We start from the raw sequence: 16,973 nt of genomic DNA on the forward strand, positions 1-16,973 counted from the left end.
CGTCGTGGAGATTCAGATCACGGTCGATGCGCAGGGCGACGACGCAGCGGCACATGATCTCTACTACTGGCTCCGGCAGGATCGCGACCTCCGGCGTCACGTGGAGGTCGAACTGGAACAAGCCTCCGAAGTCTCTGACCGCATGAGCGCGGGCGAGATCATCAACATGTTCGTCAGCAACGGTATTGCCGCTGCGAGCTTGTTGGTGAACATCGTGGTCGCCTGGCGAGCATCCCGACCTTCGCCGCCCGGGGCCGTGACCTTCGAGCACGGCGGTATGACAGTGACCGTGCACGATGCGTCGGACGAAACCTTGCGCAGAGTCGCACTGCTGTTGGCTCCCGAGACCCACGGCGGAGACCCAGGGGCCACTGGTCCGGGACGTCCGTCGGCACCGTCGGTTGCAGGGAATCGGTGATGGGGCTGCCCGACCCCGACGGAACTCGTGTGGTGCTGATCGGTGCGGACGACTATCAGAACTTCTCGGACCTGCCAGCGGTGCGGAACAACCTCGCCAGGCTGGCAGAGCTGTTCAGGTCACCGGACGTTGGGGGGCTACCCGCCGGACATTGCGTGTCGCTGCGTAATCCCGCCGATGGCCAGGACGTACTCGATGCCGTCCACCAGGCAGCAAGCGAGGCGACAGACACGCTGGTGGTGTACTTCGCCGGCCACGGTATGCGGTCGCTCGATGGCTTTCTCTATCTCGCGCTGGGGCATTCCGAGCGAAACCGGAAGCTGTACAAGTCGGTGGCGTTCAACTACCTCCGCACAGCAGTGCTGGAAAGCGCAGCGCCCAGGAAGGTCGTGATCCTCGACTGTTGCTACAGCGGTGCCGCGCTGGAGGGATACATGGGCGGGCCGGATGAGTTCGCGGACCAGGCCGCCATCGAGGGTACCTATGTCATGACTGCCTCAGCCGCTACGCAGGCTGCCATGGCTCCCGTGGGTGCGCACTTCACTGCGTTCACCGGTGAACTCGTGAAAGCCATTACCGATGGCGTTCCAGACGTGTTGGGCCCACTCGACATGAACGCCCTCTACCAGCACGTCAGCCGTGAACTGGCATCACAGGGCATGCCGGTACCCCTGCAACGGGCCGGCGACCAGGGGCACGCCATCACACTGTTCCGAAACAAGTGGAAGCGGCCCAGGAAGAAGCCCACGCTCGCGACGCTGCGTGAAGAGTGGTTCCGCGCGATCCAAGAAGGGCTGCTCTGGCATGTAAGGGATGTCCCGGCGCTTGCTGAGGGCCGACTACGCACCGAGTTCGGCGAACCCGGGCTCATCGGCTCCCTGCTGGTGGCGCGGATCGCCGCCCGGCTCGCTCGGGGTGAGGGCACGGCGAATATCCGCGGCTGGCTCGCCGCCAGCCCTTTTTTCACTGCGCCCGGCCCCAATGCTGATGAGCTCACCGAGCTCATCAGCAAGGTCCAGTTCGGGTTCCAGCATGACGGGCTGGCCACCACCGTTGTGGTCCTCGACGGCCTGGGACTGCTCCCCTGGAGGCCGGAGAGCACGGACATGCTTCTCATTGAATACTGGGCTGCCCAACGAGGTCGTACGGTGCCTCGTACACGTGTGGAACGTGAACTCAGGGAGTTGTGGGACAGCACGGACTCGCGTGTCCACGCGGCACTCTCGGCGCTGCCGTCCTCTCCACTGGAGGCATATCCCGACGTGTGGAAGAGGCTGAAAGACGAGTCGGACTTCCGCGTCGGCAACGCGGGGGCCATGGTGCTCGGCGAGCGGGGTGGCGGCGACCGCGCCTGGGATCGGTGGATGTCCACCCGCACCTGGAGCATTCTCAAGGCTCGCCACTTGGTGCGCCTCGGCGGAGATCTCGTCCGCTGCCAGGCCGCGCAGCGTGCTCTCGGCCGTCTCCTCGATCAGGCACCTCCCGGCGATGAGTTCCGCGGTGTTCTTGAGCGGGCCGCAAAGATCATCCAGGAACAGTTGGAGCACATCGCCCTGGCTGTAGAGGGCATGAGCGCCATCGAGTACGAGCTACTACGCGAGCGTAGCCGGGACGAACACTTCCAGGACGGCTGCCTTGTCACCTTCCAGCAGCATCTGCTGGAGCGGTACCGGTCCTTCACCCCTTTCCCCGAGCACGTGACAACACACGGCACCTGGGGCCCGCTTCCATGGTGGTCGATCGCCCTGCACGACGAGCGCGAACAACTTGCGGCGCAGGAGCTGCTTGTCCGCGGCGGCATGCAGATGAGTATCACCGCCAAGAGCCGTGACGCTGACGAGCTTGTCATCACCTGCCAGGAGCCCGGGTCCGGACCCTCAGGCATCACAGCCCGCCTCCGTTTCGATCTCCGCGACGCCGTGCACGCCTGCGAGCTGCTCCTGCTTGCCCGTCGGCAGTCGGTGGCGGTGGACTTCCTCACTGAACACATCGACGAGTGGGATGACCGCGAGGTCACCCTCATCGGCACGTTGCCCATCGACGTAGGCAGCGACCTCGGAACTACGCTCGCCGATATCGCAACCGGTGCCCTGCGCCGACTCATGCCCGGTGCATCAGGCCCGGCTATTTACCATGACGGGGTCCCGGCGCTCGAGAGGCTCATCAAATCCTCACGGCTCCCGCAGATCTGCCGTCATCCGAGGTAGCGACCGAGCCTGATGAGGCTGGCATCGACATGCGCGTCAAACTGTCTCCATGTCCATCAGACGTCGCGGAGAGGTGACGGACTGTTCGACGGTCATGTAGTCGTGCCCGGCGATCTGGTCGTCGAGGTCGCCATGGAGGGCGAGGGTCTCAGTGTCAATGCCCTCGCTCTCTTCCATGCGGGCGACGATCTCGGTGTCGAGCTGTTCTGCGATCTTTCGCGGCTCGCGAACGCTCTCGACCTTTTCCTCAAGTTTCGCCACTGCTTTGGCCGGAACGCCCATTTCGTCTCTCCGTTCCGGCTGTCATGATCTGTCCTCGCGAGCGCGCCAGCGACGAAGGTCGTGCGGTCCGTCGCCATCCGGTCGCGGAGGCCGTTGCCCTGGTACCGCTGCGTCGGCTCCCTCCCCTGTCGCGACACATGTGTGAGGCAGGGATTCTGCTGGTCTGAGCCCGTTTCGCCGAACGCTCGTGGTCGTACGGGGGTGGCTCGTGAAGCCGAAATGGCCCGCACGAACAGTCGATGTGTTGACGATGCTAACAGGCTGACACTTGTTCATTTTCTGACTTTCGTGTACGTTCCTTCTGTGGGTGCTCCGTCTGTCACGATGAGCACGCCCACCACATGGGGAAAACGCGTGCCCTCGGCGGGGCCGCACGGGGAGGCAGCAGCATGAGTGAAGGTTCCGAGACGGTCGCCGGGCGGTTCCGCCTGCTGAGCTACGTCGACTCGGGAAACATGGGTGAGGTTCACCGCGCCGAGGACCTGGACGAGGCCGAGGACTCTCCCGACCGCTTCGTCGCCCTCAAGCTCATCCGCCGCCGCCGCTCGGGCACGCTGGTGGAGACCCGCACCGACCCGAAGGCGGTGGAGCGGTTCGCGCGCGAGGTGCGCATCATGCATCTGCTGAGCCACCCCAACCTGCCCCGCACGATCGACGGCGGGGTGGACGAGACCAACGGCGACCTTCCCTTCCTGGTCATGGAATTCCTGGACGGGCATCCACTCGCCGACCTCGTGGCGGAGGAAGGGCAGCTTCCGGTGCCCTGGGTCGCCGCCATCGGGGCACAGATGGCCGACGCCCTGGCCGCCGCTCACGTTGCCGGCGTGGTCCACCGGGACCTCAAGCCCCGCAACGTGATGCTCACCCGTGGTGGCGCAGTCAAAGTCCTCGACTTCGGTATCGGCCGGATTGTCGACGATCCCGACGGCACCAAGCTGACCAGCACGGGAGTGACCGTCGGCACGGCCCGCTACATGGCGCCGGAACAGTTCGAGGGCAGCCTCGTCACCCAGGCCGCCGATCTGTACGCCCTTGGGTGCATGCTGCACGAGACGCTGCTGGGGAGCCCGCCCTTCATGGGCAACACCGCCTTTGATTTCCGCGACAAGCACGTCAATCAGGAGCCGACGCCGGTACGTCTGCTTCGTTCTGATGTGCCGGAGGCGCTGGCCCGCCTTGTGGACCGTCTCCTTGCGAAGAACCCCGCCGACCGCCCTGCTGACGCGGTCGCCGTCCGGGATGCGCTGCTTCCTTTCGTGGCGGAGGGCAGCACTCTTCCTGTCTGGCAGGACTTCGACCCGGTGGAGTGGCTGCTGCGGCCGGCCAACGAGGGTGCCTCGGTCACCGAGCAGCGGCCTTCCGAGCCGGCGGTACCGGAGCTCGCGAAGCGTTCCCTGTCCGGTTCCGGCATGGACGTCTTCGGTGTGCACGAGCAGCTCATCAAGGACTACCGCTCGTTCACCGAGGGCGGCACCGTGATCCGTGACGAGCGCATCAAGGACTTCGTGAAGAAGGACCTCGATGACAAGTCGCAGTGGCCCAACCCGTGGCTGTCGCTCAACCCCTTCTTCGCTTCCGCCGGAACGGTCGCGGAACTCGCCGCGCAGAAGGTCCTGCACGACGAGTGCGCGAAGATCTTCCAGGCGGGGAAGTCCGAGAACTCCACCGTGTGCGACGGCCGCTCGCTCACTCTGCACCGTCACCAGCGTGCGGCGATCGACGCGGCGGCAGCCGGCGTCTCCTACGTCCTGACCACCGGTACCGGGTCCGGCAAGTCCCTCGCCTACATGGTCCCGATCGTTCACCGGGTCCTGAAAGAGCGGAAGAAGGCCGGGCCCGAGGCGCCCAAGCGGGTGCGGGCCATCATCGTCTATCCGATGAACGCCCTCGCCAACAGCCAGCTCAAGGAGCTGGAGAAGTACCTGCGCAATGGTTACGGCGTCGGCAACGAGCCGGTCACCTTCGCCCGTTACACGGGCCAGGAGGACGACGAGGCCCGCAGGCAGATCCGCAAGAACCCGCCGGACATCCTGCTCACCAACTACGTGATGCTGGAGCTGATGCTCACCCGGCCCGACGACCGCGACAGCCTCGTGGCCATGGCCGAGGGGCTGCAGTTCCTCGTCTTCGACGAACTACACACCTACCGGGGCCGGCAGGGCGCGGACGTCGCCCTGCTGATCCGCCGGGTGCGCGACGCCTGCCGCGCAGACGACGTGCAGTGCATCGGCACTTCCGCGACGATGTCGACCGAAGGCAGCCTGGAGGAGCAGAAGATCGTGGTGGCCGACATGGCGACCAAGCTCTTCGGCACGAAGGTCAGCCCCGAGCACATCATCGGCGAGACCCTGGTCCGCGCCACCGGCGAGACCCCGACCGTCGTACCCGCCGCGCGCCTCACGGAGACCGCCGCCCCGCGCGCCTACGCCGACCTCGTGACCGATCCTCTCGCGCGCTGGATCGAGACGTACTTCGGTCTCGGCACCGACGAGGCCACGGGGCAGCTTGTGCGTCAGAAACCCCGGAAGATCGAGGAGGCCGCCGCCGTACTCGCGGCGCAGAGCGAGGTGCCGGAGAAACAGTGCGCGGACGCCCTTCGGGCCACGCTGGAAGCGGGCTCGCAGGCGTACCACCCCGTCACCGAACGCCCCTTGTTCGCTTTCCGGCTCCACCAGTTCCTGTCCAAGGGCGACACCGTCTACGTCACCCTGGAGAACAAGGCCGACCGCCACCCCACCCGTGACTACCAGCGGGTCCGTCCGGGCACCGACGGACACGTCCTGATGCCGCTCGCCTTCTGCCGTGAGTGCGGTCAGGAGTACCTCACCGTGTGGCGTACGGAGAAGGACGGCGAGGTCCGCTACGAGCCGCGCCGCGACACCTCCGCCACCGGGGGCCGCGCCGGTGACGGCTACCTTTACCTCGACACGGACCGCTATCTGCACACCCCTCCCTGGCCCCAAACCCCGGAAGAGGCCATCGCTGACCGGCGGCTGCCCGAGTCCTGGCTGGAGATCGACGACAGGGGCCAGGAGGTCGTCAAGAAGTCCTACCGGGACCGGCTGCCGCGGGCGGTCACCGTCGATCCGTACGGAATCGAGTCCAAGGGCGAACTGCACGTGGCGTTCATCCCCGCCCCGTTCCTGTTCTGCCTGCACTGCTCGGTCTCCTACGAGCAGACCCGCGGGAAGGACTTCGCCAAGCTCGCCACCTTGGACCAGGAAGGCCGCTCCTCGGCGACCTCGCTGATCTCAGCATCCGTCGTGCGCTCGCTGGACAGCGTGCCGGAGGCGGCGCTCCCCAAGGCGGCACGCAAGCTCCTCACGTTCGTCGACAACCGGCAGGACGCCTCCCTCCAGGCCGGCCACTTCAACGACTTCGTCCAGGTCACCGAATTGCGCGGAGCGCTGTACCGGGCCGCCGTCGCCGCGGGCACGGACGGTATCCAGCATGAAGAGCTGACCTCCCGGGTCTCCAACGCCCTCGCCCTGGAGCCCGTCGTGTACACGGGCGAGTCCGACCTGCCCCCGCGGCTGGCCGCCGCCGCGGCGAGGACCCTGCGGGATGTGATCGCTTTCCGGCTCTACCTCGACCTGGAGCGCGGCTGGCGTGTCACCATGCCGAACCTGGAGCAGACGGGACTCCTGGAGATCGACTACGCCGACCTCCAGTGGGTCGCCGAACGCCAGGACCGCTGGGAACAGGCGCACCCCTCCCTGCGTGAGGCAGACGCCTCCCTGCGCGCCGAGATCATGAAGGCGCTACTCGACGAGATGCGCTGGTCTCTCGCCATCGACGTCCAGTACTTCCGTGACGACTTCGACTCGCTCCAGAGCGCCAGCGAGGAGAGGCTGGTCGACCCGTGGGTCCTCTCCAAGAGCGACACGCCCAAGGTCGCCACCGCCTATCCCCAGCCCTCGAAGCCCGGGATGGACCGGGCGGGACTGTTCCTGTCCGCGCGCGGCAAGTACGGAAAGTACCTGCGCCGCACGCATCGCGGGTTCGACAGGAACATGGACCCTGCCGACCTGCAGACAGTCATCGAGGATCTGCTGAAGGTCCTCAGGAACGCCGGGCTCGTGACCGAGGTGTCCGTGGCCCCGCAGAAGGCCGGGCGCTTCCGCAAGCCGTCGACGACCGCCACCGGTTACCGGGTGTCGGCCGCCTCCATCATCTGGCGGGCCGGCACGGGCGAAACCGGTGCCCATGATCCCCTCACCCGTACGTACGCCAGCGGCGACGGTCCGCGCGTCAACGCCTTCTTCCGTCAGCTCTACCGCGAAACGGCCGACGGCCTGTCCGGCCTGTTCGCACGCGAGCACACCGCGCAGGTCGACCCCGAGGACCGGCAGAAGCGGGAGGAAGCCTTCAGCAAGGCCGAGCTCAAGCTGCTCTACTGCTCCCCGACGATGGAGCTGGGCGTCGACATCTCCTCGCTCAACGCCGTCATGATGCGCAACGTCCCTCCCACTCCGGCCAACTACGCCCAGCGCAGCGGCCGTGCCGGGCGCAGCGGCCAGCCCGCCCTCGTGACCACCTACTGCGCCACCGGCAACAGCCACGACCAGTACTACTTCCGCCACTCCGCCCGCATGGTGGCCGGCGCTGTCGTCCCGCCACGCCTGGACCTGGCCAACGAGGACCTGGTTCGCTCGCACCTCCAGGGCATCTGGCTCGCCGAGGCCGGACTCACGCTGGGGCGGGCCATCCCGCAGATCCTCGACATCGCCCACGGCGAGACCTCCGGTAGCCCGGCTCCTGGCCTCGCTCTCCGCGACGACATCCTGGCCGCTTCCCACGAACCCGGCGCGCAGGCCCGCACGGTGGACGCCGCCCGGCGCATCCTCGGCCCGCTGCTGCCCCAGTTCGGTGAGACCACATGGTGGGACGAGCGGTGGATCGAGGACGCCGTGCACAAGGCGCCGCGCAACTTCGACCGGGCCTTCGACCGCTGGCGCGACCTGTACCGGGCGGCCCTCGTCGACCAGTACGTGCAGAACAAGCGGGTCCTCGACCACACCCTGACCGAGGGCGACCGGCGGCAGGCGTTCCGGCGCCGCACGCAGGCCGAGACCCAGCTCAACCTGCTCAAGAACGAGAGCCCGGACAACCGCTCCGTCCTGTCCGACTTCAACCCTTACCGCTACCTGGCGTCCGAGGGCTTCCTGCCTGGCTACTCCTTCCCCCGGCTTCCGCTGGCCGCCTTCATCCCCACCCGGGGTGGCCGTCAGGGCGACGGGGACTATCTCCAGAGGCCCCGCTTCCTCGCGATCCGCGAGTTCGGCCCCGGCGCGCTCATCTACCACGAGGGCGCCCGCTACCAGGTCACCCGCATCCAGCTGCCGCCCGACTCCTCCGGCGACATTTCCACCAGCGAGGCCCGCCGCTGCGCCCACTGCGGCTACCTCGACGAACCCGAGCAACGCCGGGACAAGTGCGAGATGTGCGACAAGCCGCTTGGTGCGCCCACCTACAACCTGCTGCACCTGCACACCGTCTACACCCAGCGCCGGGAGCGCATCTCCTCCGACGAGGAGGAGCGCCGCCGGGCCGGATTCCGGCTGGAGACGTCGTACCGCTTCCGGCGGCACGGCACCCGCAGGGGGCGGCAAGACGCCCGGGTCGCCGACTCCGCGGGTCCGCTCGCCACGCTCACCTACGGTGACTCCGCCACCGTCCGCATCACCAACGTCGGCAGGCTGCGCGCCAAGGACAACGAGCCGGCCGGCTACTGGCTCGACCCCACCGACGGGCGTTGGATGAACGAGCGGGACGCCTCCGACGCCTCCGGTGACTCCGGCGAGTTGCCTGTCATCGACGAGGACGGCAAGGAGAAGCGCCGCAAGAAGCGGGTCATCCCGTTCGTCGAGGACCGCCGCAACATCCTCGTCGTCACCCTTGACGAGCCCCTGCCGGACCCGGTCGCCCTGACGTTGATGTACGCCCTGGAGCGCGGCATCGAGACCGCCTTCGAGCTGGAGGACTCCGAGCTGACCAGCGAACTGCTGCCGCCGGCCGACGGACCGCGCGACCGGCTGCTGTTCACCGAGGCCGCCGAGGGAGGCGCGGGCGTCCTCCGGCGGCTCCAGGCCGAACCGCAGGCTCTGGCCAAGGCAGCCCAACAGGCTCTCGCCATCTGCCACTTCGACGAGCGCGGCGGGGACGAGAAGGGCCCCCACCCCGACCGCCCCTGCGCCCGAGGCTGCTACGAGTGCCTGCTGACGTACGGCAACCAGCTCCACCACGGCGTGATCGACCGCGGCTTGGTCACCGCCCTGCTGCTGCGGCTCGCGTCCGCCGAGACGACGAGCGAGAGGCGCGGCGAAACGACGACCGATCAGCACCAAAGGCTGGTCGTGGCGGCGTCTGCCGCCGCGACCACCAGTGAGGCCCCGCAGCTCACCTCGGTGGAGGCGGAGTTCCTGACCTGGCTCAGGGAGCGCGGCCTCCGGCTGCCCGACGAGGCGGGGATCACGGTCCCCGAGGCCGACGCCCGCCCCGACTTCGTCTACCGGATGCCCGGGGTCAACGTCGCCGTCTTCCTCGGCGGCGCGGACACCGAGGAAGACGCGGCGCGGGACGAGGACGCCGAGGAGCGGCTGTACCTCGCCCGGTGGGACGTCATCCGCTTCCCGGAAGCAAGCGACTGGGACGCCATCGCCGCCGAGCACGCCCGCTACTTCGGCCTCGGCCCGTCCTCATGACGGCCCGCCCGCACCGTCCGCCCCGCCCGGCCGTGGAACCGGCTGACACCTCCGCGAGGAAGCCCCGATGACGCACACCTACACCCCTGGCTCCCTGGTCACCGCCCGTGGCCGCGAATGGGTCGTCCTTCCCGACAGCGAGCCCGACCTGCTGGTGCTGCGTCCCCTGGGCGGCTCCGACGACGACATCTCGGCCGTCTTCCCCGCGTTCGAGCAGGTACGGGACGCTCAATTCGCGCCCCCGTCCCCGGCCGACCTCGGCGATCAGCGGGCGGCCGGGCTGCTGCGCTCCTCCCTGCGGATCGGCTTCCGCTCCGGCGCCGGACCGTTCCGCTCCCTCGCCGGCATCGCCGTGGAGCCCCGCGCCTACCAGCTCGTCCCTTTGCTGATGGCGCTGCGGCAGCAGACCGTACGGATGCTGATCTCCGACGACGTCGGAATCGGCAAGACCATCGAGGCGGGCCTGATCGCGAAGGAACTCCTGGCCCAAGGTGAGGCCAAGGGCCTGGCCGTGCTCTGTTCGCCCGCCCTGGCCGAGCAGTGGCAGGAGGAGCTGCGGACCAAGTTCGGCATCGACGCCGAACTGGTCCTCGCCTCCACGGTCTCCCGCCTCGAACGCGGCCTGGATCTCGGCCAGTCTCTGTTCGACCGGTACCCGCACGTCATCGTCTCCACGGACTACATCAAGTCCACCCGGCACCGCGACGACTTCGTACGGCACTGCCCCGACCTCGTCATCGTCGACGAGGCGCACACCTGCGTAGCCGCCGACGACACCGTCTCCACCCAGAACCAACTCCGCTACGAGCTGCTGCGGCGCATCGCGGAGGACCCGGACCGGCACCTGCTGCTGGTCACCGCGACCCCCCACAGCGGCAAGGAGTCCGGCTTCCGCAACCTCCTCGGCCTGGTCCGTCCGGAACTGGCCGACGTGGACCTGGAGACGGACCGCGGACGACGGCTCCTTGCCCAGCACTTTGTGCAGCGCAAGCGTGGCGACGTACGCCAGTACCTCACCAAGGAGAGCGGGCTCGCCGACGACAGCCTGGCCGAGAAGACCGCGTTCCCCTCCGACCGTAAGTCCAAGGACGAGAAGTACAAGCTGTCTCCCGCCTACCGGGCGCTGCTCGACGATGCCATCGCCTATGCGAGCGAGCGCGTCCAGGCGGCGGGTGAGCAGGGGCGGCGCGAGGCGCGTATCGCCTGGTGGTCGGCGATCGCCCTGCTGCGCTCCCTGGTCTCCTCGCCCCGGGCCGCCTCCCAGACCCTCTCGACCCGCTCGGCCGCGGCCGTCGCCGCCAGCGCCGAGGAGGCCGACCGGCTCGCCGCCCCGCTGACCCGGGACTCCGCCGACAGTGACGCCCTGGAGGGCCTGGACGCGGCTCCCGGCGCGGAGACCGACGGCGCCGGAGCCTGGCTGGCCGACCTCGCCGAACGGGCCGCCGCCCTGGAGGGCCCGGAAGACGACCTCAAGCTCGCGGCTCTCGTCCGGCACCTCAAGGCGCTCCTGAAGGACGGCTACCACCCGATCGTCTTCTGCCGGTACATCCCGACCGCCGAGTATGTTGCCGAGCACCTGGAGAAGAAGCTCGGCTCCAAGACGGTTGTCAGGGCCGTCACCGGCACCCTCTCCCCGCAGCAGCGCCTCACCCGCATCGAGGAGCTGGCGACACTCGCGGGCGACGACCCCGCCGCCCGCCGCGTCCTCGTCGCCACCGACTGCCTTTCCGAAGGCGTCAACCTCCAGCACCACTTCGATGCCGTCGTCCACTACGACCTCGCCTGGAACCCCACCCGCCACGACCAGCGCGAAGGCCGGGTGGACCGGTACGGGCAGAAGCGCGACGAGGTCCGCGTCATCACCCTGTACGGCATCGACAACGGCATCGACGGCAAGGTCCTCGAAGTCCTCATCGCCAAGCACCGCCAGATCCGCAAGGACCTCGGCATCTCGGTCTCCGTACCCGACGAGGCGTCCGCCGGCGTGACCGACGCCATTGTCGAATGGCTCCTGATGCGCGGCCAACAGCCCGAGCAGGAAGGGCTGTTCGCCGTTGAGGAACTGAAGACGGTGGATGCGAGGGCCGCCGAGTTGGAACGCGAGTGGAACTCCGCCGCGGAACGCGAGACGACCTCCCGCTCCCGCTTCGCCCAGCGCGCCATCCACCCCGAGGAGGTTGCCCGCGAGGTCGCCGCCATCCGCGACACCCTCGGCCGTGCGGACGAGGTGAGCGGCTTCGTCCGGCACGCACTGGCCGCCCTCGAAGCACACGTCGTCGAAGCCGGCGACGGATCGGGCGACTTCACTGCCGAGGTCAGCGGAGTTCCTGCCGGACTGCGCGACGCCCTCGCCCCCGTCGCGGGCGCCGAGGCGGTCGAGTCCGGGCGGCCCATCCCGTTCCGCACCACGGCGGCCGTGGCCCGGGGCGAAGCCGCCCTCGTCCGTACCGACCCCGTGGTCGGAGCGGTCGCGGCCCACGTCCTCAACGCGGCTCTCGACGCCGAGGCCGTCGGCCGTCGCCCCGCCCGGCGCTGTGGGGTGGTCTCCACGGCGGCCGTGACCGTCCCCACGACTCTGCTCCTGGTCCGCTACCGCTTCCACCTCACGCTGCCCTCCCGGCAGGGCACACGCAGGATCGTCGCCGAGGACGCCCGCCTCCTCGCCTACCAGGGCTCGGCGAAGAACCCGGTCTGGCTCCCCGAGGAACAGGCCCTGGACCTGCTCACTGCCGAGGCCGCCGAGAACACGGACGACTACTTCCAGGAACGGACGATGCGCCGCACCCTCGGACAACTGGACGCTGTACAGGACCACATGACGGCCTACGGCGACGAACTCGCCGCAGAGCTGCACGAGTCCCACCGGCGGGTCAGGCGCGCATCCGACGAAATCGTGCAGGGCCTGAAGGTGACCGCCCAGCAGCCCGCCGACATCCTCGGCGTCTACGTCTACCTGCCCCCGATCACCGCAGACGGAGAGGCCGCCTGATGTCCGCCACCACCCGCAACCAGGTCTTCTCCGCCGTCCACACCGTCGGCGCCCTGCTCCCCGCCGACATGCTCGTCCGCATCTCGGAGAGCAAGGAGGGCAGGGACGTCCCGGGTTCCGGCCCCGCCGACTACCACGTGACCGGCCCTCGGCGGTCGGTACGTGACGAGGCCGAGCGCCACTGGGACTACCTCAAGGCCGTCTGGCGTGAACTCCGAGAGAAACTGCCGGTCAGCGCCGAGGCCGACCAGCCCGCCGACCCGACCGGCCTCGCCGTCGGCCAGTGGCTGGAGCCGCTCTTCAACGAGCTGGGCTTCGGCCGGCTCACCACGGTCGCGGTCGGCGAGTACCGGGCCGACAGCGACCCGGAACGCGTCTTCCCCATCAGCCACAGCTGGCACCACGTGCCCGTCCACATGGCCGCCTGGAACGCCCTCCTCGATAAACGGCCTGGCGGCGTGGGCACCGTACCCCCGCACTCCCTCCTCCAGGAGTGCCTGAACCGGCGAGAAGCCCACCTGTGGGGCGTCCTCACCAACGGCCGACAGCTGCGCCTGCTGCGCGACTCGAACGCCCTGGCCACCGCCTCGTACGTCGAGTTCGACCTCGAAGCCATCTTCGACGGTGAGCTGTTCAGCGAGTTCGTCCTGCTCTACCGGCTGCTGCACGTCTCCCGCTTCGAGACCGGCGAAGCGGGGGTGCCGTCCGCGTGCTGGCTGGAGCAGTGGCGTACGGAGGCGATCGCCTCGGGCACCCGGGCGCTCGACCACCACCGTGACGGCGTCCAGCGGGCCATCACCACCCTCGGCACGGGCTTTCTGCGTCACCCGGCCAACACGGACCTGCGCGACAACCTGGACGCCGACGGCTTGCACAAGGCGCTGCTGCGCCTCGCCTACCGGATGATCTTCCTCTTCGTCGCCGAGGACCGCGACGCCCTCCACGATCCCGACGCGGATCAGGACGCCCGCAAGCGGTACGCCAAGTACTTCAGCTCCGCCCGCCTGCGCCGCCACGCCCTGCGCCGCCAGGGCACCGCACACGCCGACCAGTACGCCGCTCTGCGGATCGTCATGGACGCCCTGGGCCGTGAGGACGGCCGGCCCGAGCTGGGCCTGCCCGGCCTCGGCGGCCTCTTCGACGACACCGCCGCCGACGCACCGCTGCGGGACTGCTCCCTGTCGAACGCCTCCCTGCTGGAGGCGGTGCGCCACCTCTCCCGCGTGCGCGACGAGAAGACCGCGCGCTGGCGGCCGGTGGACTACCGCAACATGGGCTCGGAGGAACTCGGTTCCATCTACGAGTCCCTGCTGGAACTGGTCCCCAAGCACAGCGCCACCGAGCGCTCCTTCGAACTGGTCAACCGGCTCGGCAACGACCGCAAGAAGACCGGCTCCTACTACACCCCCAGCTCGCTCATCGAGGTCCTGCTCGACTCCACGCTCGACCCGGTGATAGACGATGCCCAGAAGCGCGGCGAGCAGGCCGCCACGGCGGCGGGCGAGCCGGATCCGTCGGAAGCGATCGTTCGCGAGCTGCTGTCGCTGACGGTCTGCGACCCGGCCTGCGGTTCGGGTCACTTCCTCGTCGCGGCGGCCCGCCGCATCGCCAAGCGGGTGGCGGCGGTACGCGAGAGCAACCCGGAGCCGCCCCCCGTCGCTGTACGCACCGCCCTGCACGAGGTCGTCGCCCGCTGCGTCTACGGCGTGGACCTCAACCCGATGGCGGTCGAACTGGCCAAGGTCTCGCTGTGGTTGGAGGCCCTGGAACCGGGGAAGGCGCTGGGCTTCCTGGACGCGCACATCAAGCACGGGAACGGCTTGGTGGGCACAACCCCCACGCTGATGCTCGACGGCATCCCGAACAAGGCGTTCAAGGTCGTCGAAGGCGACGACGAGAAGTACGCCAGATTCCTGGAGAAGCAGAACGACCAGGAACGCAAGGGCCAGAGCGGCCTCTTCGAGGTGGTCGTGGAGACGAAGGTCTCCAACACCGCCTTCGCCTCTGGTCTCCGCCGGATCATCGCGGCCCCGTCCGGCAACTTGCGGCAGGTGCACGCCCAGCAGGCGGCGTACGAGAAGTGGCGGGACGAGAAGGAGTACGTCCACGCTCGGCACATCGCCGACGCCTGGTGCGCCGCGTTCATGTGGCGCAAGACCAAGGACGCCCCGGCCCCCGTCACTCACGAGGTGTTCCAGGCCCTGCGGGACCCCGAGGCCCGGTCGGCTTCGAAGGCGACCCACGACGAGATCGACGAGCTGCGCGACCTATACCGCTTCTTCCACTGGCATCTGGAGTTTCCGGAGGTCTTCACGGTTCCGGAGAGGGTTGACGGGGATGAGGTCGTGGACCCGGCTACGGGGTGGGCGGGCGGCTTCTCTTGTGTGGTGGGCAACCCGCCGTGGGACAAGGTCGACTTCGAGGACAAGAAGTACTTCAGCGTGGTCGAGCCGTCGATCGCGGCGATCGCGGGGACGGCGCGGCGTACGCGGATCGCCGAGTGGGAGGCCGAGAACGAGGAGGCCGGGAACCCGGAGGCGGGGAGGCGCTACCGGACAGCGCGGCGGGCGGTGAAGTCCACGTTCCTGTTCGCGGGGGGCTCGGGGGCGTTCCCGTTGTGCGCGAAGGGGCTGACGGTCAAGGGTGTCAACTCTCTCCAGACCGACCAGTTGTTCGCGGAGCGCTTCGCGACGATCGCCGCACCTAGGAGCCGCTTCGGCTGCATCCTTCCGACGGCCATCGCGACCGGAGCGGGAGCGCAGTACCTGTTCAGCGACTTCACGCGCCGGGGCGCGGTGGCGGCGCTGTACGACTTCGAGAACCGCAAGCCGCTTTTCGTGGGAGTGCACGCCAGCTACAAGTTCTGCCTGCTCTCCCTGGCTGGCAGGGACCTTCGGGAGCCCGCGGCCCGCTTCGCGTTCTTCCTGGAGGACCCGGCGGATTTGGATGATGCGGAGCGGGTGTTCGCGCTCAGCCCCGAGGAGATCGCCCTGATCAATCCCAATACGGGGACGCTGCCGATCTTCCGGACGCGGCGGGATGCGGATCTTACGGCGGATATCTATCGGCGTATTCCGGTGCTGTGGAACGAGACGGAGCGGGGTGGCAATCCGTGGGGGATCCTTTTTAAGAACCACTTCAACATGACAGACGACTTCGACGTTTTCCGGACGCGTAGTGAGCTGGAGAAGGACGGGTGGGATTTGCGTGATAACGTTTTTACGCGTGGTGATCGGCGAATGCTGCCACTATATGAGGGGAAGATGGCCCATCTTTTCGATCATCGGTGGAACAGCTACTTCGGCGTGGGTGACACCGAGTACCAGACTGTGAGTATTACAGGTAAGGAGTCTCCGAAGGCTGCAGCTAAGCCGCGTTATTGGGTAAAAGAGGCAGGTTCGATTTCTGTTGCTCGAAAAGGAAGGGAAGTGGAAATCCCGGGCGTGCGAGATCGTCTGATCGAGTCAAAATGGGATCGCGACTGGCTTGTGGGATCGCGTGACGTCTGTCGCACCACGGATGAGCGTACGGCTATTCCCGCCTTTCTTCCACTCACTGCCGTAAGCTATACCTTTCCTCTGATGCTACCCGTTGGTCAGTCGCCAGGTTTGGTGGCAACTCTTGTCTCTGTCCAGAGTTCCCTGGTGTATGACTTCGTGGCGCGTCAGAAAGTGGGAGGCATTCATATGAATCGAATGGTTGTAAAGCAGCTTCCGGTTCCCGGGCCGGATGCCCTTGAGCCTCACGTGCCTTTTGTTACCCCCCGTGTCTTGGAGCTAGTCAGCACGGCATGGGACATGGCTGCCCTTGCCCGTGACCTTGGCGATACCGGTGCTCCCTTCCGATGGGATGAGGCTCGCCGCCCCCAAATCCGTGCCGAGCTGGACGCGTACTTCTTTCACCTCTACGGGGTCAGCCGCGACGACGCGGAGTACATTCTGGAGTCCTTCCAGTCGCAGACGGGTGGCCTAAAGCACAACGAGATCGCCAAGTACGGCCACTACCGCACCAAGGATCTCGTCCTCGCCGAGTACGACCGCATGGCCGCAGTCGGCGTAAGCCTCACCGCGCCCCTCGTGGACGGCGAGAACTACACCTCCACGCTCACTCCGCCGCCCGGCCACGGCCCGCGTCACCCCGCTGAGCCTGCGATGTAGGCGTTTCCCGTTGGGCGCGGTTCTCGGCCACGGGGCGCGCTGGACATGCGAGCGCCCCGGCTCCGGAGGGGTGAAGCGGGGGCGCGGGACTCCTACCGCCATCCTTCGGGCGGCAAGGTCGTCTATGCGGTGATGCCTCTCGCGCGACCGACGGTGGCGATCGCGCGAGAGGTGGCCGGCGGATCCGCGAGCCGTGCGGCCGCTCTCGTCCACGAA

At 68.0% G+C, this 16,973-nt stretch carries 6 protein-coding genes; 5 read left to right on the forward strand and 1 reads right to left on the reverse strand.

Annotated elements, in window-relative coordinates; translation table 11 throughout:
- Positions 1-4: 4 nt before the first annotated feature.
- Both OG432_RS18695 and OG432_RS18700 read left to right on the forward strand, forming a co-directional pair.
- Entirely contained in the window at positions 5-418 is a 414-nt protein-coding gene (locus OG432_RS18695; RefSeq protein ID WP_328312088.1) for an effector-associated constant component EACC1, read from the forward strand.
- The gene (locus OG432_RS18700; protein WP_328312089.1) at positions 418-2,625 is read left to right on the forward strand and encodes a caspase, EACC1-associated type; all 2,208 of its coding nucleotides are present in this window, start codon (positions 418-420) and stop codon (positions 2,623-2,625) included. The genes OG432_RS18695 and OG432_RS18700 overlap by 1 nt, the downstream gene beginning before the upstream one ends.
- A gap of 36 nt (positions 2,626-2,661) precedes the next feature.
- Here the strand turns inward: OG432_RS18700 and OG432_RS18705 are convergent, their stop codons facing one another.
- Positions 2,662-2,907, reverse strand: coding sequence for a hypothetical protein (locus tag OG432_RS18705; protein ID WP_328312090.1), 246 nt, complete (start codon positions 2,905-2,907; stop codon positions 2,662-2,664).
- A gap of 389 nt (positions 2,908-3,296) precedes the next feature.
- Between OG432_RS18705 and OG432_RS18710 the strand changes: the two genes are divergently transcribed.
- From OG432_RS18710 to OG432_RS18720, 3 genes are all read left to right on the forward strand, one after another.
- Positions 3,297-9,611, forward strand: coding sequence for a protein kinase domain-containing protein (locus OG432_RS18710; RefSeq protein WP_328312091.1), 6,315 nt, complete (start codon positions 3,297-3,299; stop codon positions 9,609-9,611).
- A 67-nt stretch (positions 9,612-9,678) separates the two neighbouring features.
- Positions 9,679-12,600 carry a DEAD/DEAH box helicase gene (locus OG432_RS18715; RefSeq protein WP_328312092.1) on the forward strand — a complete coding sequence of 974 codons (2,922 nt, stop codon included), beginning with the start codon at positions 9,679-9,681 and terminating at the stop codon, positions 12,598-12,600.
- Complete coding sequence (locus OG432_RS18720) at positions 12,600-16,757, forward strand: Eco57I restriction-modification methylase domain-containing protein (protein ID WP_328312093.1); 4,158 nt, start codon at positions 12,600-12,602, stop codon at positions 16,755-16,757. Before OG432_RS18715 ends, OG432_RS18720 begins: the two co-directional genes overlap by 1 nt.
- Positions 16,758-16,973 lie beyond the last annotated feature (216 nt).

It is taken from the genome of Streptomyces sp. NBC_00442 (assembly GCF_036014195.1).
Taxonomy (GTDB): Bacteria; Actinomycetota; Actinomycetes; order Streptomycetales; family Streptomycetaceae; genus Streptomyces.